This is a genomic window from Enterobacter sp. JBIWA003 (genome assembly GCF_019968825.1).
Classification (GTDB): Bacteria; Pseudomonadota; Gammaproteobacteria; order Enterobacterales; family Enterobacteriaceae; genus Enterobacter; species Enterobacter quasiroggenkampii.
Map to the genome: position 1 here is coordinate 1,937,759 of NZ_CP074170.1, position 22,219 is coordinate 1,959,977.

Below are 22,219 nucleotides of genomic sequence, written 5' to 3' on the forward strand. Positions count from 1 at the left end.
GTCTGCCACACTGTTTAACGGGGCGCGATCTCCCGGTCTCGCCCGGCTAAGATGCCGCAGAGGGCCATTATCACGGCGGCCAGCGCGCAGCCCAGAAGCGGGATCCGCCAGTCTCCCGCGCTATCGTGTATTTTCCCCATTAGCGGAGGGCCGCAGGCGGCGAGCAGATAGCCAATCGACTGCGCCATGCCGGACAACGCCGCCGCCTGGTGTGCAGTGCTGGCGCGCAGACCAATAAACGTCAGGCCGAGGATCATCGTTGCCCCTGTGCCAAAGCCAAACACCAGCGTCCACATCACCGCCATGCCCGGCATAAACCATAATCCCGCCGCGCTTATCGCGCACATCAGCGCCACCGCGCCTGCGATCGCCCGCTGGTCTTTCAGACGGTGGAGGATCAGCGGAACGGCAAGTCCCGGCACGGCCGTGGCCAGCTGCAACAGACCGTGCACCGAGCCAGCCTGCGCTTCGCTGTAGCCGTGGCTCAGCAGTATCGCCGGCAGCCAGCCGATGATGACGTAGTAAATCAGCGAGTTAATCCCCAAAAAGAGCGTGACCTGCCAGGCGAGGGCCGAGCGCCAGATCGCGCGGTTATGCAGCGCGCCTGCGCCCGTTACCGTTGCGACGTGTTTCTGTCGCCACTGCGGCAGCCAGAGCAGCAATGCGACCAGCGGAAACGCCATCAGCATCAGCAGCGCGCCATGCCAGCCCGCACTCCCCTGTGCAAGGGGAACGATCATCGCTGAGCCAAACGCCGCCGAGACGCCCATCGTCAGGGAATAGGCGCCGGTGAGCTTCGCCACCTGGCCTGGAAAATCACGCTTAATTAATCCGGGTAACAGCACGTTCCCGAGCGCAATACCGCAGCCGACGATCGCCGTTCCGGTGAAAAGCAAAGCGGCGGAGGGCAGTGAGCGAACGGCAATCCCGGCGCAAATCAGCAGCAGGGCGATAAACAGGCTGCGCTCCATGCCGATACGCCGGGCAACGCCTGCGGCGAGCGGCGAGACGAGGGCGAAAGCCAGCAGGGGCAGGGTGGTCAGCAGACCGGTTTGCGCCGTGCTTAAGCCATAATCAAGACGAATGGTATCAAGCAGCGGCGCTGCGCCGGTGAAGGTGACGCGAAGCGTAGTGGCAATCATCAGGATGCCTGCAATCAACAGCGCGCCGTGTTTTCCTGAGGTGCGAATAGCAGTAGTCATTATGTTCTCATACGTTCAAGCCAGCGCACACAATACCGATTTTCTCAGCGGTTGAAATCAGGCTAAAATGATAGTTTATCGCTAATATCGGACAAACTGATGATTGGTCTGGGACTGGAAGGCTACGATCCAGATAGCCAGCACGATGCGGCAGTCGCATTTCGCATTCAGGTGGTGGCGGAGGAACAGTATATTCCCCGGCATCATCACCGTAAGGGGCAGCTGATTCTGGCTCTCGGCGGCGCAATTACCTGCGAAGTGGAAAATGCGATGCTGATGGTGCCGCCTCAGTATGCCGTCTGGATCCCCGGCCAGATGCCGCACAGCAACAGGGCCACGCCGGGCGCGCAGCTCTGCTTTTTGTTTATTGAGCCGGGGGCCGTCAGCCTGCCCGAGCGCTGCTGTACCCTGAAAATCTCCCCTCTGGTGCGGGAGCTGATTTTATCGCTGGCGGAAAAATCGCGTGAGCAGCTCTCTCTTGCGACCACGTCGCGCCTGGTGGACGTGCTGTTTGACGAGCTACCGCTCCAGCGTCAGGAGCATCTGCAGCTCCCCGTGTCGCCCCATCCCAAAATCAGGCTGATGAGCGAGAATATGGCGGAAGAGCCCGCCGCCTGGCAGACGCTAACGCAGTGGGCGAGCCACTTCGCCATGAGCGAGCGCAATCTGGCGCGGCTGGTGGTGAAAGAGACCGGCTTAAGCTTTCGCCGCTGGCGCCACCAGCTGCAGCTGATTGTGGCATTACAGCACCTGATCGGCGGGAAATCGGTACAGCAGGTGGCCCAGTCACTGGGCTATGACTCGACCACCGCGTTTATCACCATGTTCAGGAAGGGGCTGGGCCAGACGCCGGCGCGTTATATGGCCAGCCTGACTACGACTTCCCAATAAACAGCGAGACAAGGCCAGCCGCAATCAGCGGGCCGACCGGCACGCCGCGAAAGAGCGCCACGCCCAGCACGGTGCCCACCAGCAGACCCGCCACCAGCGAGGGCTGGCTGCTCATCAGCGTGACGCCGCGACCGCCCAGCCACGACACAAAAATCCCCACCGCGATCGCCACCAGCGATTTCCAGTTTACAAACGAGTGCAGCAGCGTTGAGGCGGGAAGGGTACCGCTGGCAATCGGCGCCATCACCCCAATGGTTAAGATGATAATCCCGATGGTGAGGCCTTGTTTTTCTATCCACGGGAAAAAGGTATTTAACGGGGTCACGCGCACAATAATCAGCACCAGAATCGAGATGGCGACGGTAGTGTTATGGCTGATAAAGCCGAGCGCGGCGAGTGCCAGAAGAATGAGCAGAGTAGGGTCAAACATAGGGAATCCTTGCCAGAAAAATTGTTCTGTTTACTGTACGCGCAAACGCGGCAGAGAACAGGGTTAAAAAGATTTTGTCGTTGTCATAACCTTGTCATTTACGCGGATTAAAACGAAAGCAGATATCGCAAAAGGGGTCGCCATCATGAACGATCACATGTTTGTGGAAACGCTGATTATCTCCTCATCGTTTTTCGCTATTGCCGTTATTCTCGTTGCCTCCGTGCTGTTTCTGGAACGAAAAGGCTGACAGGGCGTCAGCCATCGCAGTTACGCTTTATGGAAGGTGACGAGCTCAGGACGGGCGATGCGCAGATAATCCTGGGTATCCATAATCACGGATTTCTCCAGCAGGCCGGCGTTAAACGCGATTTCGTCAAAGCGCTCGAACAGCAGCGGGTCGGCAACCAGTGCCAGGTCAGGATGAAAGCTAAAGGGCGGGATAGCGCCGAAAACGCAAGCGGTCAGGGCATCGACTTCGGCCGGGCTGGCGAGGGAGGCCTTTAGCCCGCCAAAATGGCTGGCAAGCTGGCTCAGGTCAGCCTGCAGGTCGGCGGCCAGAATCGCCAGAACGTGTTTTTTTACGCCGTTTCCCTTCACCTTGCAGACCAGGGCCTTGGCGCCTTGCCGCAGATCGGTTCCGCGAATTTCACTTACCGCTTCACATTTCCCGACCGCCTCGTGCTCCATGACGCGAAAACGCGCGCCCTGCTCGGTAAGTAAGGTAATGAGCTGCTGGTGGGTTCCTGTTCCTATAACGTCGTCAGTCATAACGATTTTCCCGGTGATAATCCAGTATGCAGCCTTCTACATTAGCACGGGATGAACAGGGTCGAAAGAAAACAGCCAGCGGGTTCGCTGGCTGTTGGTTTATGCGTTGCTGGTAGCAGACTGCTTGTGGAACAGCTCCCTGAACACCGGATAAATGTCATCCTGGTCACGGATATGCTGCATGGCGAAATTATCGAACATCGCCTGCAGATGCTCATACTCCCGCCACAGGGTCTGGTGCGCGCGACGGGTGATTTCGATATAGCTGTAGTAACGCACGACCGGCAGAATTTTCTTCGCCAGGATCTCGTGACACAGCGGCGAGTCGTCGGCCCAGTTATCGCCATCCGACGCCTGCGCGGCATAAATATTCCACTGCGCCGGGTCGTAGCGCTCTTTGACCACTTCATCCATCAGCTTCAGCGCGCTCGAGACGATGGTGCCCCCGGTCTCCTGCGAGTAGAAGAACTCATGTTCATCCACCTCTTTTGCCTGGGTGTGGTGGCGGATATAGACCACCTCCACGTTCTTATAGGTTCTGCTCAGGAACAAATAGAGCAGGATATAAAAACGCTTCGCCATATCTTTGGTGGCCTGATCCATCGAGCCGGACACGTCCATGAGACAGAACATCACCGCCTGGCTGGAGGGCTCAGGGCGTTTTTCGTAGTTCTTGTAGCGCAGGTCGAAGGTGTCGATAAACGGTACCCGTTCGATCTTCGCCCTCAGCTCTGCAATCTCTTTACGCAGGCGCTCCTCTTCCAGCAGTTGCGCCGGTTCCGTGTTTTCCACCACCTTCAGGCTACTCTCCAGCTCGCGCAGTTCGCGACGTTTGCCTGCCGTCATGGCCGTACGTCGCGCCAGCGAATTCTGCAACGAACGCACGACGCTGATGTTGGCGGGCACGCCGTTGGCGGTATAGCCCGCGCGGTGGGTTTTATATTCATTAAGTTGACGATGCTGATTCTTTTTCAGATTCGGCAGCGCCAGGTCTTCGAACAGCAGGTCGAGATATTCATCTTTCGAAATCTGGAAGACAAATTCGTCCTGGCCTTCACCGTCCTGGCTGGCCTGTCCCTGACCGCTTCCTGAACCACCGCCGCCGCCCTGAGGGCGCTCAATTCTGTCGTTCTGAACGAAGTGGTCATTACCTGGGTGTACGCGATGGCGCAGGCCGCCTCGCCCCTGATGAAACATCGGTTCGCTGATGTCATCGGTGGGGATGGAGACAGACTCGCCGCTGTCGACGTCGGTCACCGAGCGTTTGTTGATGGCCTCGGAGATAGACTGTTTAATTTGCGCTTTATAACGACGCAAGAAGCGCTGGCGGTTTACCGTGCTCTTGTTTTTGCCGTTAAGACGCCGGTCAATAAACCAGGTCATATACCCCCCGTACTGCATTTGCCAACTTGCATTTTGTAGGCCCGGCAGGCGCTAACCGCCGCCGGGCACTTGTTTTAAGACGATTTACGCACGCGCAGGTACCATTCGCAGAGCAGGCGGACCTGTTTGCGGGTGTAGCCTTTTTCCATCATACGGTCGACAAAATCGTCGTGTTTTTTCTGTTCATCGGTTGAGGTTTTGGCGTTAAACGAGATCACCGGCAGCAGCTCTTCGGTATTGGAGAACATTTTCTTCTCAATGACCGTGCGCAGTTTCTCGTAGCTGGTCCAGTTTGGATTGCGCCCGTTGTTATGCGCTCTGGCGCGCAGGACGAAGTTCACAATCTCATTACGGAAGTCTTTCGGGTTGCTGATCCCGGCAGGCTTCTCGATTTTTTCCAGCTCCGCGTTCAGGGATTCACGGTCAAACAGCTGGCCGGTATCCGGGTCGCGGTACTCCTGATCCTGAATCCAGAAGTCAGCGTAAGTGACATAACGGTCGAAAATGTTCTGCCCGTACTCTGAATAGGATTCCAGGTAGGCCGTCTGGATCTCTTTGCCAATGAACTCGGCGTATTTCGGGATCAGGTAACCTTTCAGGAACTCAAGGTAGCGTTCAGCCTGCTCCTGCGGGAACTGTTCGCGTTCAATTTGCTGCTCCAGCACATAGAACAGATGAACCGGGTTGGCCGCCACTTCCGCATGGTCGAAGTTAAAGACGCGGGAGAGGATCTTAAACGCGAAGCGCGTGGACAGACCGTTCATCCCTTCATCAACCCCGGCGTAGTCGCGGTATTCCTGATACGATTTCGCTTTCGGATCGGTATCCTTCAGGCTCTCACCGTCATACACGCGCATTTTCGAGTAGATACTGGAGTTTTCCGGCTCTTTCAGGCGCGAAAGGATGGAGAAGCGTGACAGCGTTTCCAGGGTGCCCGGTGCGCACGGCGCATGCACCAGCTCACTGTGGTTAAGCAGTTTCTCGTAAATTTTGATCTCTTCGGAGATCCGCAGGCAGTAAGGCACCTTGACGATGTACACGCGGTCAAGGAAGGCCTCATTGTTTTTGTTATTACGGAAGGTCACCCATTCAGATTCGTTCGAGTGGGCAAGAATGATCCCGTTAAACGGCAGGGCAGAGATACCTTCCGTCCCGTTGTAGTTTCCTTCCTGAGTCGCCGTCAGCAGCGGATGCAACACCTTGATGGGCGCTTTAAACATCTCGACGAATTCCATAATCCCCTGGTTAGCCCGGCACAGCGCGCCCGAGTAGCCGTAGGCATCCGGGTCGTTTTGCGCGAAGTTTTCCAGCTTGCGGATGTCGACCTTACCAACCAGCGCCGAAATATCCTGGTTGTTCTCATCACCGGGTTCCGTTTTGGCGATGGCGATCTGTTCCAGGATCGACGGCCAGACTTTCACCACGCGGAATTTGGTGATGTCGCCACCAAATTCGTGCAGGCGTTTGGCCGCCCACGGGGACATGATGGTGCCGAGGTAGCGACGCGGGATGCCGTACTCTTTATCCAGAATCTGCGCATCTTCCTGCGGATTGAACAAGCACAGCGGATGGTCATTCACCGGGCTGCGCTCGCCGTTGGCGCTCAGCACATAGATAGGCACGCGCTGCATCAGCGACTTCAGGCGTTCCGCCAGCGAGGATTTACCGCCGCCCACGGGGCCGAGTAAATAGAGGATCTGTTTCTTCTCTTCCAGACCCTGAGCGGCATGCTTCAGGTAGGAGACAATCTGTTCGATGGCATCTTCCATACCATAGAACTCTTCAAACGCCGGGTATCGGGCGACCACCCGATTCGAAAAGAGACGGGAAAGCCGGGGTTCCAGGGCAGTGTCAACCATGTTTGGCTCACCAATAGCCATTAATAGCCGTTCTGCCGCATTGGCATAGGCACTGCGATCTTGCCGACAGATGGTAAGAAACTCCTGCAGTGTGAACTCTTCGTCCTTGGCAGCTTCATAGCGCTGGCGATAGTGATCGAATATATTCATGGCATGCCGTCCTTTCGTTTTTTAGCACAGGATAAGAGCCGTTCGTATGAGTAGTGGAGGCTCCCGGAAGAGAATCTCTCGCACCTCACTGCCAGAGCAGCAACCTGTGTGCCAGGTCAGACGCTAAGAACCGCAGGGTGTTCAGGAAAACTCTTCTTAAATTAAAGCGTAGATGGCATTTGCAAAACTTGCATGCCCATAAAATCTACTTTCAATGACATATCAATAACTCATCCAAAAATTTCCACTCTGGTAATAAGGCAAAAGCACATTTTTCATTCAGCGGTCATGTAAATGAAAGCCGGTTGTCATCTGATAAGTTAAAAATAATGGGTTAATCGGACTGATTAGCAGGCAAAAAATTTTGGGATGTATGGGAATGGCGGTTACACTTCACCCGCTGATTATTTGACTACAGGAAAGAATGGATTGTGACCAAACTCAAACTTCTGGCATTAGGCATCCTTGCCGCGACCGCAGTAAGCACCGCACAGGCGGAAAGTCAGTGGACGGTTGGCGCGGGTGTTGGCGTCATTAACAGCCCGTACAAACAGTATGACCGTGATGTTTACCCTGTTCCCGTTATCACCTATGAAGGGGATAACGTCTGGTTCCGTGGGCTCGGTGGCGGCTACTATCTGTGGAACGATACGGCCGATAAGCTCTCCATCATGGCTTACTATGATCCGACGCACTTCAAGCCGGGTGATAGCGACAGCCACGCGCTTCGCCAGCTCGACAAGCGTAAAAGCTCAATGATGGCTGGCCTCTCTTATGTGCATAACACCCAGTATGGCTTCCTGCGTACGGCCCTGGCAGGCGATACGCTGGATAACAGCAACGGTTTTATCTGGGACCTGGCGTGGTTGTACCGCTATACCAACGGTGCTTTGACTTTGACCCCGGGGATTGGTGTGCAGTACAACAGCGAGAACTACAACGACTACTATTATGGCGTCTCTAAAAACGAGTCCCGTCGTAGCGGTCTGAAGAGTTACAGCGCAGATGACGGCTGGGATCCGTACCTGGAGCTGACCGCGAGCTATAACTTCCTCGGCGACTGGAGCGTGTACGGTACTGGCCGTTATGAGCGTCTGAGCGATGAAGTGAAGGATAGCCCGATGGTCGACAAGTCCTGGGCAGGCATCTTCTCTGTCGGTGTGACCTACAAGTTCTGATTGTGCACTCATAGTGTGCAATTGATGCATTAAAACGGGGCGCATGCGCCCCGTTTGCTTTAGTGTGGTGCAGCGAGATTATCGCTTAACAATGCGGATCGTCTGCCCTAAACGAGATGGCTTTTCTTCACTCGCTTTCTGCGGGGTGGTCACGCAGGCGGTTTCCACGCAGACGAACGTTTTATAACCGTCGTCAGGCACGTCGGCCATGCTGACAGACAGCGCCGGACCCGGGTTCCAGCCCACCACGTTGCTATGGTGGTGATGTACCACCTCGATGCCGCGGTTCAGGGCACCGTCGTGGATCATGCTGCATGCTTCCGGATGCAGATAGACGCGGTCGGTACGGTCAGGAAACGCCTGAACGCCGTCACTCAGCTTCCCTTCTTTGGCGTTATCGACTTTGTCGATAAAGGTATCGCCAAGGCCGCTCACCTTCACTGCGCTGATGTCACCCACGTTGAAATAGGTGTGCAGGGCGGAGGTGGTTTCGAACTCGCCATGGGCTTCCAGTTCGATTTCACAGGTTTTACCCAGCTTAAAGCGGGCGTACAGGGTGAAATCGTGCGGCCAGAGCGCGCGGGTTTCGTCATTAGCCTGCAGCTCAAAGGTCAGCACGGCGCCGTTGTCGTCTTCGTTATGCGCTTTCAGGGTCCACTGCTGGTTACGGGCAAAACCGTGAGAAGGCAAACCTGGCTGTGCGGACGGGCCGAACCACGGCCAGCAGATCGGTACGCCGCCGCGAATCGCCGCCCCTTTTTTGAAAGAGGTCGCATCGCTCAGCCACAATCCCTCTGCTTCACCTTCGGGTTTCCAGGAGAGCAGGTGGGCGCCGTTCAGCGCCACGGAGGCCTTAACGCGTGGATGGTCAACGACGATAACGTCAGCACCGTCAATCTGGCGGCGGGAGAGCACAGGGGTAAGTTGTTCGACTACCGGAAGTGCAAAAATTTTATTAATCATTAAGCAATCCTCTGTCTTATAAATAAAAAAGGCGACCGAAGTCGCCTTTTTGGATCAAACACTCATCTCAACTTATTTGGAGATGTGAGCGATCAGGTCCAGTACTTTGTTAGAGTAGCCGGTTTCGTTGTCGTACCAGGATACCAGTTTAACGAAGTTGTCGTTCAGTGCGATACCTGCTTTAGCATCGAACACGGAAGTGCACACTTCGCCGTTGAAATCGGTAGAAACAACGTCGTCTTCGGTGTAGCCCAGAACGCCTTTCATTGCGCCTTCGGAAGCAGCTTTGATTGCTTTCTTAATTTCTTCATAAGAAGCAGCTTTTTCCAGACGAACGGTCAGGTCAACAACGGATACGTTAGGAGTTGGAACGCGGAACGCCATACCAGTCAGTTTGCCATTCAGTTCTGGCAGTACTTTACCTACAGCTTTAGCCGCACCGGTAGAGGATGGGATGATGTTCTGAGCCGCGCCACGGCCGCCGCGCCAGTCTTTGTGAGACGGGCCATCAACGGTTTTCTGAGTAGCGGTGGTTGCGTGAACGGTAGTCATCAGACCTTCGATGATGCCGAAGTTGTCGTTGATAACTTTAGCCAGCGGTGCCAGGCAGTTGGTGGTGCAGGATGCGTTAGACACGATATCCTGGCCAGCGTAAGTTTCGAAGTTTGCACCACGAACGAACATTGGGGTGTTGTCTTTGGAAGGACCAGTCAGAACAACTTTCTTCGCACCAGCAGTGATGTGTTTACGTGCAGTTTCGTCGGTCAGGAAGATACCGGTTGCTTCAGCAACAACGTCAACACCAATTTCGTTCCATTTCAGGTTAGCTGGGTCTTTCTCAGCAGTAACGCGGATGGTTTTGCCATTTACAACCAGGTGGCCGTCTTTCACTTCAACGGTGCCGTCGAAACGACCGTGAGTTGAGTCGTACTTCAGCATGTACGCCATGTATTCAGCGTCCAGGAGATCGTTGATACCAACGATTTCGATGTCAGAACGTTTCTGAGCAGCACGGAAAACAATACGGCCGATACGGCCAAAACCGTTGATACCTACTTTGATAGTCATATATTCCACCAGCTATTTGTTAGTGAATAAAAGGTTGCCTGTAAAATTACAAAAACCTTACGCAGCGTCAAGCGGAATCGTGTCAATCATTGCGACAAATCAATCCTGTGACTAACGTTTGTGCGACTGACTCGCCTCACTTTCCCTTTGAGCTTGCAACCACATGGGGGCTGCGCCCGGAATTTTAAAGTCCTCGCAGGATAAAAATGTGAATGTGATCACAATTGCCTGACCGCCTTTTCGCGACACATAAGTTTAGATCAAAAGTGCACGCAAGGGTGTTAATGTTTTGTTAGAATGCGGGGTAAAAGATGTCTGTTTCTACAGCGAGATGTAAGCATATGTCGAACCAACGTAACCCTGACGATTTGAAAAAAAACCTCACAGAAATGCAGTTTTACGTGACGCAGAACCACGGAACGGAACCCCCGTTCACCGGGCGTTTACTGCACAACAAGCGGGACGGTGTCTACCACTGCCTGGTCTGTGATGCCCCGCTGTTTAATTCACAAACGAAATTTGATTCGGGCTGCGGATGGCCGAGCTTTTACGAGCCGGTGAGCGATGAGGCTATCCGCTATCTGACCGACTCGTCGCACGGTATGGTGCGCACCGAAATTCGCTGCGGCAACTGCGATGCGCACCTTGGCCACGTCTTCCCGGATGGCCCTCAGCCAACGGGCGAGCGTTTCTGCGTGAATTCAGCCTCAATGAGCTTCACTGACGACGAAAACGGCGACCAGATCAAGGGTTGAAAAAACGATTCAGCAAATTATTCCTTCGAAAGGGCGGGATTGTGAATATTGAAGACATGATTAGCGGGATGACGCCGGAAATTTATCAGCGTCTGGTCACCGCCGTAGAGCTGGGAAAATGGCCCGATGGCGTCGCGCTGACCCCGGAGCAGAAAGAGAACAGCCTGCAGCTGGTGATGCTGTGGCAGGCGCGCAACAACACTGACGCGCAGCACATGACGATCGACACCCGTGGTCAGATGGTGATGAAGAGCAAGCGTGAGCTGAAAGAGGACTTCGGTATCACGCCGAAGCCGATTGCGACTTTCAAATAAGGCTCTCCCTGTAGGCCGGGTAAGCGCTAGCGCCACCCGGCACACTACACCTTAGTGTGGGATCCCGAGCGACGCCGCCAGCTGCTTCGCTAACTGGTTTTCGTCATCCGCGCCGTACTCCCAGAACATCGCTCCGGCGAGCCCTTTCTCTTTGATGTAGTCCGCTTTGATCGCCACGGATCGCGGGTTCTCATACGAAATCGCAAACAGCGCGCTGCCATCGGCACCTTTCACCGAGAGCCACGGCACCTTTGCCTGGTCGTCCCAGTGTTCAGTAAAGCGTTTCTGCGGATCGTTCAGCAGCTTTTTGACGATATCGTTGTACTTCACGTAGGTATCTTTGGTCAGGTCATAGCCGAGTGACTTGAACAACCCAATCTCCTGCGGCCCGAAGTAGGGCTGAGTGGCCGGATTTTTTTGCGCATCGGGTTTCGTCCAGTCAATGCCCGGCTCTACGGCGCGTTTCGGTACGCGGCCATAGAAACCAATCCCGAGATTCATCTGCTGCGGCTTCAGCCCGGCGGCCAGATAGTTGTTCACCACAAAATCGACGCTGTATTTGTCTGCGGCGGCCACCGTCGGCCAGGCGCTGGAGTCATACAGGTTGGCATTGAAGTACTGCGTGCCGTACGCCATGTCGTAGGTCATCAGGTTGATGTAGTCGAGCAGAGGCGCAATGGCTTTCACATCCACCCAGCTTTTCGGACTTTCCGCATTCGCGCCTACCGCAATGGTCACCAGCTTTTTGTGCCCGAACGCGTCGCGCATCTCCTTCAGCAGGGCGGTAAAGTTATCCCGGTCGGCGGGCTGGCTTGCCACCAGCCCCCAGGCACCGTTGACCGGATACTCCCAGTCGAGATCGATCCCGTCCAGATCATATTTTTCGACAATCTCCTGTGCGGAGCGGATGAACACCGCGCGGCTCTCTTGGGTTGCCGCTGCGCCAGAGAAGCCACGCGCGCCCCAGCCGCCGACGGAGAGCAGGACCTTAAGATTTGGGTTTTGCTTACGCAGAGTGGGGATTAAGGCCAGATCGGACGCCACTTTTGGCGATAGCCAGATTTGATGCAACTTCGCCGGATCTTTCAGCGCGGCGTTGGTTTCGTCTTTTTCGTCATTATAGACCAGACCAAACGAGTAGTTCAGGTGGGTGATCTGGCGAACGTCCAGTTTATTGATATCGCCACCCGGTCCGGCGGTGACATCGCCGCCCCCGTTAAAGTAGCCCACGGACATCAGGGAACTGGCGGAGGCAACTGACGCGCAAAGCAAGGGTAATGCTGCCAGCAAGGGCAAACGTTTCATACAAGTTCCTCTTTGACTTAATAAAATTAACCACGCCACGGAAAAGGCGTGGCGAAAAAACAGCCTAAAGAGAATAGCATTGCCGCTTCGCTGAGGTTGCGAGGGAGTTCACTTTATGGGAGATCGGAGGGGGTTTGCCGGGTGGCGCTGACGCTTACCCGGCCTACAAAACCAAAGAAGTAGGCCAGGTAAGGCGCAGCCGCCACCCGGCTTAAAAGGCCTAAGCCTGCGTTTCCAGCCAGTCTTCGAGCGTATACAGCGTCGCGCCTTCCGCTGCCATATCCATAAACGCCTGGGCGCTGTCCTGCGGGTGAATGTTCACCCCGCGGCAGCCGTCGGTGATGACGCTGACGGTGTAGCCTAACTGAAGCGCGTCCAGCACGGTGAACTTCACGCAGTAGTCCGTTGCCAGCCCCAGCACAATCAGCTCCGTGATTTCGTGGTGACGTAACCACGCATCGAGAGCGGTTTTCCGACGATGCCCGTTATCAAAAAACGCGCTATAGCTGTCGATAGCCGGGTTTTCGCCTTTGTGGAACACCGCATCGATGGCCTTTTGATTCAGGAGCGGATGCAGCGCCGCGCCTTCCGTCTGCTGTACGCAGTGATCCGGCCAGAAGGTTTGCGCCAGCCCGTCGAGTTCACCCTGGGTGAACGGCTCGACGTTGTGCTGGCTGGCAAAGCTGCCGTGATTTGCCGGGTGCCAGTCCTGGCTTGCGACAACCGCTTCACCGCGGGCTTTGCACCAGTCAATCAGCGTGTTGGCCACGTCAACGGTGCTGTCACCTTCGGCGACGGCCAGCGCACCGCCCGCGCAGAAATCATTTTGCAAATCGACCAGGAGCAGGGCGCGTTGCTTCATGAGACCTCCTTATTCGTCAGGCGTCAGTTCGCCGCGCAGGTTTTGCATCATCGCGCTGCGAATGGACTGAATGTCCAGATCCTGACTCAGTAAATAGTGAAGTTTAGTCAGCGTTGCCTCAACGGTCATATCGAAACCGCTGATCACCCCCGCATGCGCCAGCGCGTTGCCGGTGGCATAGCCGCCCATATTCACTTTACCGGACATACACTGGGTCAGGTTCACCACCACAATTCCACGCTCGCTGGCTTCCTGAAGCTCTTTCAGGAATTCACCGTTCTGCGGCGCATTGCCCACGCCGTAGGAGCGCAGGATCAGCGCCTTCACCGGCTGGCGCAGGAAGTTACGCACCACGTCCGCAGAGATACCCGGATAGATGGTGACCACGCCAATCGGTTGCGGAGTAATCGGATGAACAATCAGCTCGCCCGCGGTGTTCGGCGCAGGAGGGGTTCCCAGACGACGGATATGAATACCGGCCTCCAGCAGCGGCTGCAGGTTAGGTGAGGCAAAGGCGTCAAAGCCGTCGGCGTGGGCTTTGGTGGTGCGGTTACCGCGATAAAGACGATTGTTAAAGAACAACGACACTTCGTTAATCGGGTAATTCGCCGCCACGTACAGGGAGTTCAGCAGGTTGATCTGCCCGTCGGAGCGCAGTTCCGCCAGCGGAATTTGCGACCCGGTGACGATAACCGGCTTGCTCAGGTTCTCCAGCATGAAGGAGAGCGCCGAGGCGGTAAACGCCATGGTGTCGGTACCGTGCAGGATCACGAAGCCGTCGTACTGGTCGTAATGGGCTTTAATGTCATCCGCGATGTGCTGCCAGTCTTCCGGCGTCATGTCGGAGGAGTCCATCAGCGGCTCGTATTCATGGATAGTAAAGTCAGGCATTTCCGGACGGTGGAATTCGGGCATCAGCGCAAGCTGACGCTGAAGGTGGCCGGAGACGGGGATGTAGCCGTTTTCGGAGCGCTGCATACCGATGGTACCGCCAGTGTAGGCTACATAAATCGATTTCTTCTGCATGGTAGTGAGTTCTTGTTCTTCAAAAGAAAAAAATCCCCTCTTCGCGGGAAGAGGGGACGGTTTTTAACGGACGTTCGCGCAGGTCAGACAAAACGCGTAACGACTCTGTGGATCGTTAAAGGCCGCAAGCTTATCGCTTTCCGCCTTCATCGCTTTTGCCGCCGTGGCGACCGGCGCAGGCAGGTAAGCCTGCAGCGCCTCCGGCAGCATGGCGCGTACCGAGCCGGACATGCTGTCCATGACCATATCGAAGAACGACGGTTCGTCCTGGTAATACTCGATATGCCACTGCTTCAGCTTCGCCAGTTCGGCGGCTTTCTTCACCGCGTCATCGAAGTCACCCAGGCTGTCCACCAGTCCGTTGCTCTTCGCATCCTGACCGGTCCAGACGTGGCCCTGTGCAATCTGGTCGATCTGCTCAGGCGTCTTTTTACGCGAGTCTGCGACCAGGGTGATAAAGCGTTTATAGCCGTTCTCAATGCTGAGCTGCATCATCTCAGAGACTTCCGGCGGCAGGGATTTGGTCACCGAGACATCCGCCAGCGGAGAAGTCGCTACGCCGTCGGTATGCACGCCCAGAGAATCCAGGCTGTTCTCTACGGTGTTGATCACCCCGAAGATACCAATCGAGCCGGTCAGCGTGCTTGGGTTAGCCACGATGTAGTTGGCTGGCGTGGAGATCCAGTAACCTCCGGAGGCGGCCATTCCGCCCATTGAGACGACGACCGGCTTACCGGCGGCGCGCGCCGCGGCCAGTTCAGCGCGGATGACTTCGGAGGCGCTGACGCTACCGCCAGGGCTGTTGACCCGCAGGACAATCGCCTTCACTTTCGGATCCAGGCGCGCATCGCGGATTTGTGACGCGGTGGTATCGCCGCCCACGTTCCCCGGGGTCTCCTGACCGTCCATGATCGCACCGTTAGCAAAGACCACCGCGACGCTGTCACCGTTCTCATCCGGTTTCTTCGTCGAGTAATCATACATGCTGATGGCGCTGTAATTTTTGTCCTCTTTGCTCCAGCCAAACTGTTTGCTCAGGGATTTTTCAATCTCGGCGCTGGTGCCCAGGGCATCAACCAGTTTGTTATCGAGCGCATATTTCGCGGTATCGCCGTCAACCTTACGCAGGCCTGCCAGCACGCCCTGCGCGCCAGGGAACACCTGCTCAGGCGTAATCTGACGGTTCGCGGCAACGGTGCCCAGATAGTTCTGCCACAGCTCGCCAATCCAGCGGCTGTCCGCTTCGCGGGCGGCAGGGGACATATCGTCGCGGATAAACGGCTCCACGGCAGATTTGTACGTACCGACGCGGAAGACGTGGGTGGTGACCTTCAGCTTATCGAGCAGCGATTTGTAGTACAGGCCGTTGGTGGCAAAGCCGTGCAGATCGACCGTACCCTGTGGGGAGAGCCAGATCTTATTGGCGAAGCTCGCCAGATAATATTGTCCCTGGCTGTAGCTGTCGCCCACGGCAATGACCGGCTTGCCGCTGTCGCGGAATTCGCGCAGCGCTTTACCGATGTACTGCATAGACGGCTGATCGCCGCCGGCAAAATCTTTCAGATCCAGCACGATGCCGGTGATGTTGCGGTCATCTTTGGCCTGACGGATGGCATCGACGATATCGAACAGGGAATTTTCCTGCAGACGGTCTGACGTGGCGCCAAACAGTTGACGGCTGATTACGCCCAGACGGTTGCTGGCTGACGGTTTATCAACGATTACGCCGGTGATATCAAGTAACAAGGCCCCGCGAGTCGAATGCTGCGCCTGATTCGCGTTGCTGATGTGCATCCAGATACCCGCGCAAACCAGGACCAGGAGGATGAAGAAGATGTTCATCACCAGGTTGCGGACGAAGTTGAGCAGTCGCCACGTCCATTTAAAGAAACCGGCAATAATTCGCCAAAGGGTTCGCATGTATTCTCCCTAACCAGAAAATGACTGTTTCCGTCGCCACTGGACGGTAATGTTGGGTTATCGTAATGACCCAACCGCCACTTGTCAGCAGGAATCGCCTGCCAGGCTGTAACAAAATCTGCCGTCGTGTTAATTTTGTGAGTAAATTTCAAGAAAGGAGTTAACCAATGGACGCACTCGAACTGCTTGTTAACCGCCGTAGCGCTTCCCGTCTGGCCGAACCTGCCCCGGCAGGCGAGCAGCTGGAGAACATTCTGCGTGCCGGCATGCGTGCCCCCGATCATGGCACACTGCAGCCGTGGCACTTCTTTGTAATTGAAGGCGAAGGACGCGATCGTTTCAGCCAACTGCTGGAACAGGGGGCGGTGGCCGCAGGGCAGGATGAGAAGGGGATCGACAAGGCGCGCAATGCCCCGTTCCGCGCCCCGATGATCATCGCTGTCGTGGCAAAATGCCAGGCGGGCCATAAAGTCCCGGTCTGGGAACAGGAAATGTCTGCGGGCTGTGCGGTGATGGCGATGCAAATGGCCGCCGTCGCGCAAGGCTTCAACGGTATCTGGCGCACCGGTGCGCTGACCGAAAGCCCGGCGGTCCGTGACGGTTTTGGCTGCGGTGAGCATGACAAAATTGTCGGTTTCCTCTACCTCGGCACCCCGCAGCTTAAAGCCTCCAGCACCATCAGCGTGCCGGACACCACGCCTTTCGTCAGCCGCTTCTGATAACGCACGCTAAACTGTCTGGATTCTGAGCATCTGCCGCAGAATTCAGACAGTCATACTTACCTCTTTATGGAATGAGCGCTACCATAGCGCGATTGAGATGACAGGAGACGTCCATGAGCGAGCAAACCATTCGTTTAACGCAGTACAGCCACGGAGCCGGTTGCGGTTGTAAAATTTCCCCGAAGGTGCTGGAGACCATCCTGCACAGTGAACAGGCGAAGTTTGTCGACCCGAACCTGCTTGTCGGCAATGAAACGCGCGACGATGCTGCAGTTTATGACTTAGGTAACGGCACCAGCATTATCAGTACCACCGACTTCTTTATGCCGATTGTCGACAATCCGTTCGATTTCGGGCGCATTGCGGCCACCAACGCCATCAGCGATATCTTTGCCATGGGCGGTAAGCCGATTATGGCGATCGCCATTCTGGGCTGGCCGATCAACACCATCCCGCCGGAAGTGGCCCGTGAAGTGATTGATGGCGGCCGTTTCGCCTGCCAGCAGGCAGGAATTGCGCTGGCCGGTGGTCACTCTATCGATGCGCCGGAGCCTATCTTCGGCCTGGCCGTCACCGGTGTGGTGCCGACCGAACGCGTGAAGCGCAACAGCACCGCACAGGCGGGCTGCAAGCTGTTCCTCACCAAGCCGCTGGGTATTGGCGTGCTGACCACCGCCGAGAAAAAGTCCCTGCTGAAACCGGAGCACAAAGGGCTGGCAACCGAAGTCATGTGCCAGATGAACCTCGCCGGTGCGGCGTTCGCCAATATCGACGGCGTGAAGGCGATGACCGACGTGACTGGTTTTGGTCTGCTGGGGCACCTCTCCGAAGTGTGTCAGGGCGCGGGCGTGCAGGCGCAGGTCTGGTATCAGGACGTGCCGAAGCTGCCGGGCGTGGAAGAGTACATTGCTCAGGGCGCGGTCCCGGGCGGTACCCAGCGTAACTTCGCCAGCTACGGTCACCTGATGGGCGAAATGCCAGAAGAATGGCGCAACCTGCTGTGCGATCCACAAACCTCCGGCGGCCTGCTGCTGGCGGTGACGCCGGAGTCCGAAGCCGAGGTCCAGGCCACGGCCGCCGAGTTAGGCATTACCCTGACGGCGATTGGCGAGCTGGTAACCGCGCGCGGTGGCCGACCGATGATTGAGATCCGTTAATTCGATGCGGTTGTTTATTGCCGAAAAGCCGAGCCTGGCCCGTGCCATTGCCGATGTGCTGCCCAAGCCGCATCGCAAGGGCGACGGCTTTATCGAATGCGGTAACGGGCAGGTGGTCACCTGGTGTATCGGTCACCTGCTTGAGCAGGCGCAGCCGGATGTCTACGACAGCCGCTACGCCCGCTGGAATTTGAACGATCTGCCCATCGTGCCTGAAAAATGGCGCCTGCAGCCCCGGCCTTCAGTCACCAAACAGCTCAACGTGATCAAACGCTTCCTGCATGAAGCCGAAGAAATCGTGCACGCGGGTGACCCGGACAGGGAAGGACAGCTGCTGGTGGATGAGGTGCTGGACTATCTTGAACTGGCGCCGGAAAAGCGCCAGCAGGTGCAGCGCTGCCTGATCAACGACCTCAACCCGCAGGCGGTGGAGCGAGCCATTTCGCGCCTGCGCGCCAACAGCGAGTTTATTCCGCTGTGCGTCTCGGCGCTCGCGCGTGCCCGCGCCGACTGGCTGTACGGTATCAACATGACCCGCGCCTACACCATCCTCGGGCGCAACGCGGGCTATCAGGGCGTGCTCTCCGTGGGGCGCGTGCAGACGCCGGTGCTGGGGCTGGTCGTGCGTCGTGACGAAGAGATTGAGAACTTCGTCGCTAAAGATTTCTTTGAGGTGAAAGCCCATATCGTCACGCCTAAAGACGAGCGCTTCACCGCCGTCTGGCAGCCGAGCGATGCCTGCGAATCGTATCAGGATGAAGAGGGGCGTTTGCTGCACCGCCCGCTGGCGGATCATGTGGTTAATCGCATTACCGGACAGCCGGCTATCGTTACCAGCTATAACGATAAACGGGAATCAGAACCCGCGCCGCTGCCGTTCTCGCTGTCGGCCCTGCAGATTGAGGCCGCGAAGCGCTTTGGCCTCAGCGCGCAGAACGTGCTGGACATCTGCCAGAAGCTCTATGAAACCCACAAGCTCATCACCTATCCGCGTTCAGATAGCCGCTATCTGCCGGAAGAGCATTTTGCCGGTCGTCATTCGGTGATGAACGCCATTAGCGTGCATGCGCCGGATCTGCTGCCGCAGCCGGTGGTGAACCCGGACACCCATAACCGCTGCTGGGACGACAAAAAGGTGGACGCCCACCACGCGATTATCCCGACGGCGCGCGCCAGCAACGTCAACCTGACCGACAACGAAGCAAAGGTCTATAACCTGATCGCCCGCCAGTACCTGATGCAGTTCTGCCCGGACGCGGTGTTCCGCAAATGCGTGATCGAACTGGAAATCGCGAAAGGGAAATTCATTGCGAAAGCCCGTTTCCTTGCTGAAGCAGGCTGGCGCACGCTGCTGGGGAACAAAGAGCGTGACGAGGAGAACGACGGCACGCCGCTGCCTGTGGTTGCTAAAGATGACGAACTGCTGTGCGAGAAGGGCGAAGTGGTTGAGCGTCAGACTCAGCCGCCGCGCCATTTCACCGATGCGACGCTGCTGTCCGCGATGACCGGCATCGCCCGGTTCGTGCATGATAAAGATCTGAAGAAGATCCTGCGCGCCACCGACGGTCTGGGCACGGAGGCGACCCGCGCGGGGATCATCGAGCTGCTCTTTAAGCGCGGTTTTCTTGAGAAAAAGGGGCGCTACATCCATTCGACCGAGCCGGGCCGCGCGCTGATTCACTCCCTGCCTGAGCTTGCCGCCAGGCCTGACATGACCGCGCACTGGGAGTCGGTGCTGACGCAGATTAGCGAGAAGCAGTGCCGCTATCAGGACTTTATGCAGCCGCTGGTGGGGACGCTTTACCAGCTGATCGATCAGGCGCGCAGCACGCCGGTGAAGCGCTTCAGAGGGATGGTTGCACCAGGCGCGGGTGCGAAGAAACCGTTTAAAAAGAAGAAGAGCGCGGCCGCCTCTTAACCCGTAGGCCGGGTAAGGCAAAGCCGCCACCCGGCGAAAGACAGCTCTGCGGCTTGAAAAAAGCCCGGTGGCGGCTACGCCTTACCGGGCCTACAGGGCGAGAACGCAGCGAAAACTTAAATCACACCCTGCCCAATCATCGCATCCGCTACCTTCACGAACCCGGCGATATTCGCCCCGCGCACGTAATTGGTTTGCGATGCTTCACCGCCGTACTCCACGCACGCATGGTGAATATCCAGCATGATATGGTGCAGGCGCGCGTCCACTTTTTCCGCCTTCCAGCCGAGACGCGCGGCGTTTTGCGCCATCTCGAGGCCGGAGGTCGCCACGCCGCCCGCGTTAGCGGCCTTGCCCGGTGCAAACAGCACGCCCGCTTCCAGGAACAGGTCCGTCGCATCGATCGTGGTCGGCATGTTCGCCCCTTCGGCCACCGCTTTTACGCCATTGCTAATCAACGTGCGCGCGGCTTCAGCATCCAGCTCGTTCTGCGTGGCGCACGGCAGGGCGATATCCACCGGCACGCCCCACGGCTGTTTCCCTTCCAGGTAGGTCAGGCCAAACTCCCGGGCGTAATCCGCCACGCGTCCATCGCGGCTGGCTTTGATTTCACACAGGCGCGCCAGCTTCTCTGCCGTGAAGCCCGCTTCATCCACCACCGTTCCGCTGGAATCAGAGGCGGTCACTACGCGAGCGCCAAACTGCATCGCTTTCTCAATTGCGTACTGCGCCACGTTACCGGAGCCGGACACCGCGACGCGCATACCTTCGAAGCCCAGGCCGTGACGCTTGAGCATGGCTTCGGTGAAGTAAACCAGACCGTACCCGGTCGCTTCCGGGCGGATCAGGCTCCCGCCAAACGACAACCCTTTGCCGGTAAAGACGCAGGCGCTATTGTTGGAGAGCTTTTTCATCATCCCGGCCATAAAGCCTACTTCACGCCCGCCCACGCCGATATCACCGGCAGGCACGTCGGTGTCAGGACCAAGATGGCGATAGAGTTCGGTCATCAGCGCCTGGCAGAAACGCATCACTTCGCCTTCGCTTTTGCCTTTCGGGTCGAAATCGCTGCCGCCTTTCCCGCCGCCCATGGGCAGCGTGGTCAGCGCGTTTTTAAAGGTCTGCTCGAAGCCGAGGAATTTCAGAATCGACAGGTTCACGGACGGATGGAAACGCATGCCGCCCTTAAACGGACCGATGGCCGAGTTAAACTGTACGCGCCACGCGCGGTTAACCTGCACCTGGTTGCGATCGTCCACCCACGTCACGCGGAACTGGATCACGCGCTCTGGCTCGACAAGGCGTTCAAGCAAAGACATCTGGCGATAGCGCGGGTTTTGTTCAAGGAAGGGCCACAGGGTGGTCATCACTTCACGCACGGCCTGGGCGAACTCGCTTTGGTGCGGGTCGCGCTGCTGAACATGGGCAAGGAAACTTTCCAGAGAGCGTGTCTGATCCATAGATATAAGAACCTCTTATAATAATGTTTGTATATGACTTATGCGTTTTGTGTTGTTTTTTTGACTATACCACCCGTACTGCTTTGTCTGGCAAGCAGAAATTCAGGGCGAAAGGGAAATTAATGAAATGCGCTGCGTCATAACCAAAAGCGATGACGAGATATATTAAAGGTTCCGCGCTGGTTTACCGTTATAGTCATTATCAAGGGAACAACAGGAAGATGTGTCTATGAACCGTTATCTACTGACCGCATTATGTGTGATCTTTACCGCAGGTGCGCAGGCTGACCGCATTCGCCCGGACGTGGAAGTGAATGTGCCGCCGGAAGTGTTTAGCTCCAGCGGCCAGAATCAAACGGTGCAGCCCTGTAATCAGTGCTGCATCTATCAGAATCAGAACTACTCGGAAGGGGCCGTGGTGAAAGCGGAGGGCGTTCTGCTGCAGTGCCAGCGCGACGAGCGCGTTATTGGCACGAACCCGCTGGTCTGGCGTCGCGTAAAACAATAAACGCTTCCAGAAGGGGAATATCCGCAGGGGCTAAGGCGTAGCCAAACGCCTCTTCCGGCGTACACCACGCCAGCGCGCTGTGGTAGTGCGCCGTGAGCGCACCGCTAAACGCAGGAACGTGCCAGGCGTGCAGGTTGATTAACCGCTGCGAGACTACACGCTGGTGGCTGGCCACGTATTGCGCAGGGCGTGCTTCAATACCTAACTCTTCACGCAGCTCGCGGATAAGCGCCTCGGGCTGGGTTTCTCCCGCCTCGACTTTGCCGCCTGCAAATTCCCACATGCCCGGCTGGTCGGCGTGGGCAGGGCGCTGTGCCAGTAAAATTTTGTCGTCTTTTTCGATGATGGCGGCAACGACATCGAGTGTTTTCAGCATG

Annotated in this window: 22 protein-coding genes; 9 read left to right on the forward strand and 13 right to left on the reverse strand. The window is 56.7% G+C overall.

The annotated features are described in order from the left end of the window. Positions 1-14: 14 nt before the first annotated feature. Positions 15-1,202, reverse strand: a complete 1,188-nt coding sequence (locus KGP25_RS09215; RefSeq protein ID WP_048027504.1) for a CynX/NimT family MFS transporter — start codon at positions 1,200-1,202, stop codon at positions 15-17. Positions 1,203-1,301: 99 nt separating this feature from the next. Between KGP25_RS09215 and KGP25_RS09220 the strand changes: the two genes are divergently transcribed. Beyond that, positions 1,302-2,093, forward strand: a complete 792-nt coding sequence (locus KGP25_RS09220; protein WP_282441167.1) for a helix-turn-helix transcriptional regulator — start codon at positions 1,302-1,304, stop codon at positions 2,091-2,093. Here KGP25_RS09220 and KGP25_RS09225 read toward each other — a convergent pair. Continuing rightward, a complete protein-coding gene (locus KGP25_RS09225; RefSeq protein WP_008500737.1) occupies positions 2,077-2,523 on the reverse strand; it encodes a DUF441 domain-containing protein in 447 nt (148 codons plus the stop codon). The two genes, KGP25_RS09220 and KGP25_RS09225, sit on opposite strands and share 17 nt — an antisense overlap. 145 nt (positions 2,524-2,668) lie before the next feature. Here KGP25_RS09225 and yoaI point away from each other — a divergent pair, with 145 nt between their 5' ends. Continuing rightward, a complete protein-coding gene (gene yoaI, locus KGP25_RS09230) occupies positions 2,669-2,773 on the forward strand; it encodes a small membrane protein YoaI (protein ID WP_010430055.1) in 105 nt (34 codons plus the stop codon). Between the two features lie 20 nt (positions 2,774-2,793). On the opposite strand, the gene KGP25_RS09235 is transcribed toward yoaI, so the two are convergent. From KGP25_RS09235 to yeaG, 3 genes are all read right to left on the reverse strand, one after another. Further along, a complete protein-coding gene (locus tag KGP25_RS09235; RefSeq protein WP_008500735.1) occupies positions 2,794-3,294 on the reverse strand; it encodes a YbaK/prolyl-tRNA synthetase associated domain-containing protein in 501 nt (166 codons plus the stop codon). A gap of 99 nt (positions 3,295-3,393) precedes the next feature. Continuing rightward, positions 3,394-4,677 carry a YeaH/YhbH family protein gene (locus KGP25_RS09240; protein ID WP_032651499.1) on the reverse strand — a complete coding sequence of 428 codons (1,284 nt, stop codon included), beginning with the start codon at positions 4,675-4,677 and terminating at the stop codon, positions 3,394-3,396. Between the two features lie 74 nt (positions 4,678-4,751). Then, complete coding sequence (gene yeaG, locus KGP25_RS09245) at positions 4,752-6,686, reverse strand: protein kinase YeaG (protein WP_008500713.1); 1,935 nt, start codon at positions 6,684-6,686, stop codon at positions 4,752-4,754. A gap of 431 nt (positions 6,687-7,117) precedes the next feature. Here yeaG and KGP25_RS09250 point away from each other — a divergent pair, with 431 nt between their 5' ends. Continuing rightward, positions 7,118-7,864 (forward strand): MipA/OmpV family protein, encoded by a 747-nt coding sequence (locus tag KGP25_RS09250; protein WP_045910236.1) that lies wholly within the window; start codon positions 7,118-7,120, stop codon positions 7,862-7,864. Positions 7,865-7,942: 78 nt separating this feature from the next. Here the strand turns inward: KGP25_RS09250 and KGP25_RS09255 are convergent, their stop codons facing one another. After that, positions 7,943-8,827, reverse strand: a complete 885-nt coding sequence (locus tag KGP25_RS09255) for a D-hexose-6-phosphate mutarotase (RefSeq protein ID WP_048027505.1) — start codon at positions 8,825-8,827, stop codon at positions 7,943-7,945. A gap of 72 nt (positions 8,828-8,899) precedes the next feature. Then, a complete protein-coding gene (gapA, locus tag KGP25_RS09260; protein WP_014831506.1) occupies positions 8,900-9,895 on the reverse strand; it encodes a glyceraldehyde-3-phosphate dehydrogenase in 996 nt (331 codons plus the stop codon). A gap of 341 nt (positions 9,896-10,236) precedes the next feature. On the opposite strand from gapA, the gene msrB reads away from it, so the two are divergent. Both msrB and KGP25_RS09270 read left to right on the forward strand, forming a co-directional pair. Next, positions 10,237-10,650, forward strand: a complete 414-nt coding sequence (gene msrB, locus KGP25_RS09265; RefSeq protein WP_008500710.1) for a peptide-methionine (R)-S-oxide reductase MsrB — start codon at positions 10,237-10,239, stop codon at positions 10,648-10,650. Between the two features lie 41 nt (positions 10,651-10,691). Then, positions 10,692-10,964 carry a YeaC family protein gene (locus KGP25_RS09270; protein ID WP_023327144.1) on the forward strand — a complete coding sequence of 91 codons (273 nt, stop codon included), beginning with the start codon at positions 10,692-10,694 and terminating at the stop codon, positions 10,962-10,964. Positions 10,965-11,015: 51 nt separating this feature from the next. On the opposite strand, the gene KGP25_RS09275 is transcribed toward KGP25_RS09270, so the two are convergent. The 4 genes from KGP25_RS09275 to sppA all read right to left on the reverse strand — a co-directional run bounded on the left by KGP25_RS09275 (position 11,016) and on the right by sppA (position 16,077). After that, entirely contained in the window at positions 11,016-12,269 is a 1,254-nt protein-coding gene (locus KGP25_RS09275; RefSeq protein ID WP_223540295.1) for a glycoside hydrolase family 18 protein, read from the reverse strand. A 220-nt stretch (positions 12,270-12,489) separates the two neighbouring features. Next, on the reverse strand, positions 12,490-13,131 hold the full coding sequence (pncA, locus tag KGP25_RS09280; RefSeq protein WP_223540296.1) for a bifunctional nicotinamidase/pyrazinamidase: 642 nt from the start codon (positions 13,129-13,131) through the stop codon (positions 12,490-12,492). Positions 13,132-13,140: 9 nt separating this feature from the next. Beyond that, entirely contained in the window at positions 13,141-14,157 is a 1,017-nt protein-coding gene (gene ansA / locus KGP25_RS09285; protein WP_008500705.1) for an asparaginase, read from the reverse strand. A 63-nt stretch (positions 14,158-14,220) separates the two neighbouring features. After that, positions 14,221-16,077, reverse strand: a complete 1,857-nt coding sequence (gene sppA, locus KGP25_RS09290) for a signal peptide peptidase SppA (protein ID WP_045910239.1) — start codon at positions 16,075-16,077, stop codon at positions 14,221-14,223. A gap of 167 nt (positions 16,078-16,244) precedes the next feature. On the opposite strand from sppA, the gene KGP25_RS09295 reads away from it, so the two are divergent. The 3 genes from KGP25_RS09295 (at position 16,245) to KGP25_RS09305 (ending at position 19,874) form a co-directional block, all read left to right on the forward strand. Then, positions 16,245-16,796 carry an NAD(P)H nitroreductase gene (locus tag KGP25_RS09295; protein ID WP_023327148.1) on the forward strand — a complete coding sequence of 184 codons (552 nt, stop codon included), beginning with the start codon at positions 16,245-16,247 and terminating at the stop codon, positions 16,794-16,796. A 116-nt stretch (positions 16,797-16,912) separates the two neighbouring features. After that, complete coding sequence (gene selD / locus KGP25_RS09300; protein WP_223540297.1) at positions 16,913-17,956, forward strand: selenide, water dikinase SelD; 1,044 nt, start codon at positions 16,913-16,915, stop codon at positions 17,954-17,956. 4 nt (positions 17,957-17,960) lie between these two features. Beyond that, positions 17,961-19,874, forward strand: coding sequence for a DNA topoisomerase III (locus tag KGP25_RS09305; RefSeq protein WP_223540548.1), 1,914 nt, complete (start codon positions 17,961-17,963; stop codon positions 19,872-19,874). Positions 19,875-19,990: 116 nt separating this feature from the next. Here the strand turns inward: KGP25_RS09305 and gdhA are convergent, their stop codons facing one another. Then, positions 19,991-21,334: an NADP-specific glutamate dehydrogenase gene (gdhA, locus tag KGP25_RS09310; protein WP_008500700.1), complete on the reverse strand. Its 1,344-nt coding sequence runs from the start codon at positions 21,332-21,334 to the stop codon at positions 19,991-19,993. A 229-nt stretch (positions 21,335-21,563) separates the two neighbouring features. Here gdhA and KGP25_RS09315 point away from each other — a divergent pair, with 229 nt between their 5' ends. After that, positions 21,564-21,842, forward strand: a complete 279-nt coding sequence (locus KGP25_RS09315) for a DUF1496 domain-containing protein (protein WP_045910243.1) — start codon at positions 21,564-21,566, stop codon at positions 21,840-21,842. On the opposite strand, the gene KGP25_RS09320 is transcribed toward KGP25_RS09315, so the two are convergent. Further along, positions 21,799-22,218: a pyrimidine (deoxy)nucleoside triphosphate diphosphatase gene (locus tag KGP25_RS09320; protein WP_276590488.1), complete on the reverse strand. Its 420-nt coding sequence runs from the start codon at positions 22,216-22,218 to the stop codon at positions 21,799-21,801. The two genes, KGP25_RS09315 and KGP25_RS09320, sit on opposite strands and share 44 nt — an antisense overlap. Between the last annotated feature and the right edge of the window lies 1 nt (position 22,219).

What these genes read in the sequence shown, in the direction of transcription:
- KGP25_RS09295 (WP_023327148.1), top strand. Translation starts at nt 16,245, where the DNA reads ATGGACGCACTCGAACTGCTTGTTAACCGCCGTAGCGCTTCCCGTCTG.
- KGP25_RS09225 (WP_008500737.1), bottom strand. Translation starts at nt 2,523, where the DNA reads ATGTTTGACCCTACTCTGCTCATTCTTCTGGCACTCGCCGCGCTCGGC.
- KGP25_RS09320 (WP_276590488.1), bottom strand. Translation starts at nt 22,218, where the DNA reads ATGCTGAAAACACTCGATGTCGTTGCCGCCATCATCGAAAAAGACGAC.
- selD (WP_223540297.1), top strand. Translation starts at nt 16,913, where the DNA reads ATGAGCGAGCAAACCATTCGTTTAACGCAGTACAGCCACGGAGCCGGT.
- sppA (WP_045910239.1), bottom strand. Translation starts at nt 16,077, where the DNA reads ATGCGAACCCTTTGGCGAATTATTGCCGGTTTCTTTAAATGGACGTGG.
- msrB (WP_008500710.1), top strand. Translation starts at nt 10,237, where the DNA reads ATGTCGAACCAACGTAACCCTGACGATTTGAAAAAAAACCTCACAGAA.
- KGP25_RS09305 (WP_223540548.1), top strand. Translation starts at nt 17,961, where the DNA reads ATGCGGTTGTTTATTGCCGAAAAGCCGAGCCTGGCCCGTGCCATTGCC.
- gdhA (WP_008500700.1), bottom strand. Translation starts at nt 21,334, where the DNA reads ATGGATCAGACACGCTCTCTGGAAAGTTTCCTTGCCCATGTTCAGCAG.
- yeaG (WP_008500713.1), bottom strand. Translation starts at nt 6,686, where the DNA reads ATGAATATATTCGATCACTATCGCCAGCGCTATGAAGCTGCCAAGGAC.
- KGP25_RS09255 (WP_048027505.1), bottom strand. Translation starts at nt 8,827, where the DNA reads ATGATTAATAAAATTTTTGCACTTCCGGTAGTCGAACAACTTACCCCT.
- ansA (WP_008500705.1), bottom strand. Translation starts at nt 14,157, where the DNA reads ATGCAGAAGAAATCGATTTATGTAGCCTACACTGGCGGTACCATCGGT.
- KGP25_RS09275 (WP_223540295.1), bottom strand. Translation starts at nt 12,269, where the DNA reads ATGAAACGTTTGCCCTTGCTGGCAGCATTACCCTTGCTTTGCGCGTCA.
- yoaI (WP_010430055.1), top strand. Translation starts at nt 2,669, where the DNA reads ATGAACGATCACATGTTTGTGGAAACGCTGATTATCTCCTCATCGTTT.
- KGP25_RS09240 (WP_032651499.1), bottom strand. Translation starts at nt 4,677, where the DNA reads ATGACCTGGTTTATTGACCGGCGTCTTAACGGCAAAAACAAGAGCACG.
- KGP25_RS09315 (WP_045910243.1), top strand. Translation starts at nt 21,564, where the DNA reads ATGAACCGTTATCTACTGACCGCATTATGTGTGATCTTTACCGCAGGT.
- KGP25_RS09215 (WP_048027504.1), bottom strand. Translation starts at nt 1,202, where the DNA reads ATGACTACTGCTATTCGCACCTCAGGAAAACACGGCGCGCTGTTGATT.
- gapA (WP_014831506.1), bottom strand. Translation starts at nt 9,895, where the DNA reads ATGACTATCAAAGTAGGTATCAACGGTTTTGGCCGTATCGGCCGTATT.
- KGP25_RS09235 (WP_008500735.1), bottom strand. Translation starts at nt 3,294, where the DNA reads ATGACTGACGACGTTATAGGAACAGGAACCCACCAGCAGCTCATTACC.
- KGP25_RS09220 (WP_282441167.1), top strand. Translation starts at nt 1,302, where the DNA reads ATGATTGGTCTGGGACTGGAAGGCTACGATCCAGATAGCCAGCACGAT.
- pncA (WP_223540296.1), bottom strand. Translation starts at nt 13,131, where the DNA reads ATGAAGCAACGCGCCCTGCTCCTGGTCGATTTGCAAAATGATTTCTGC.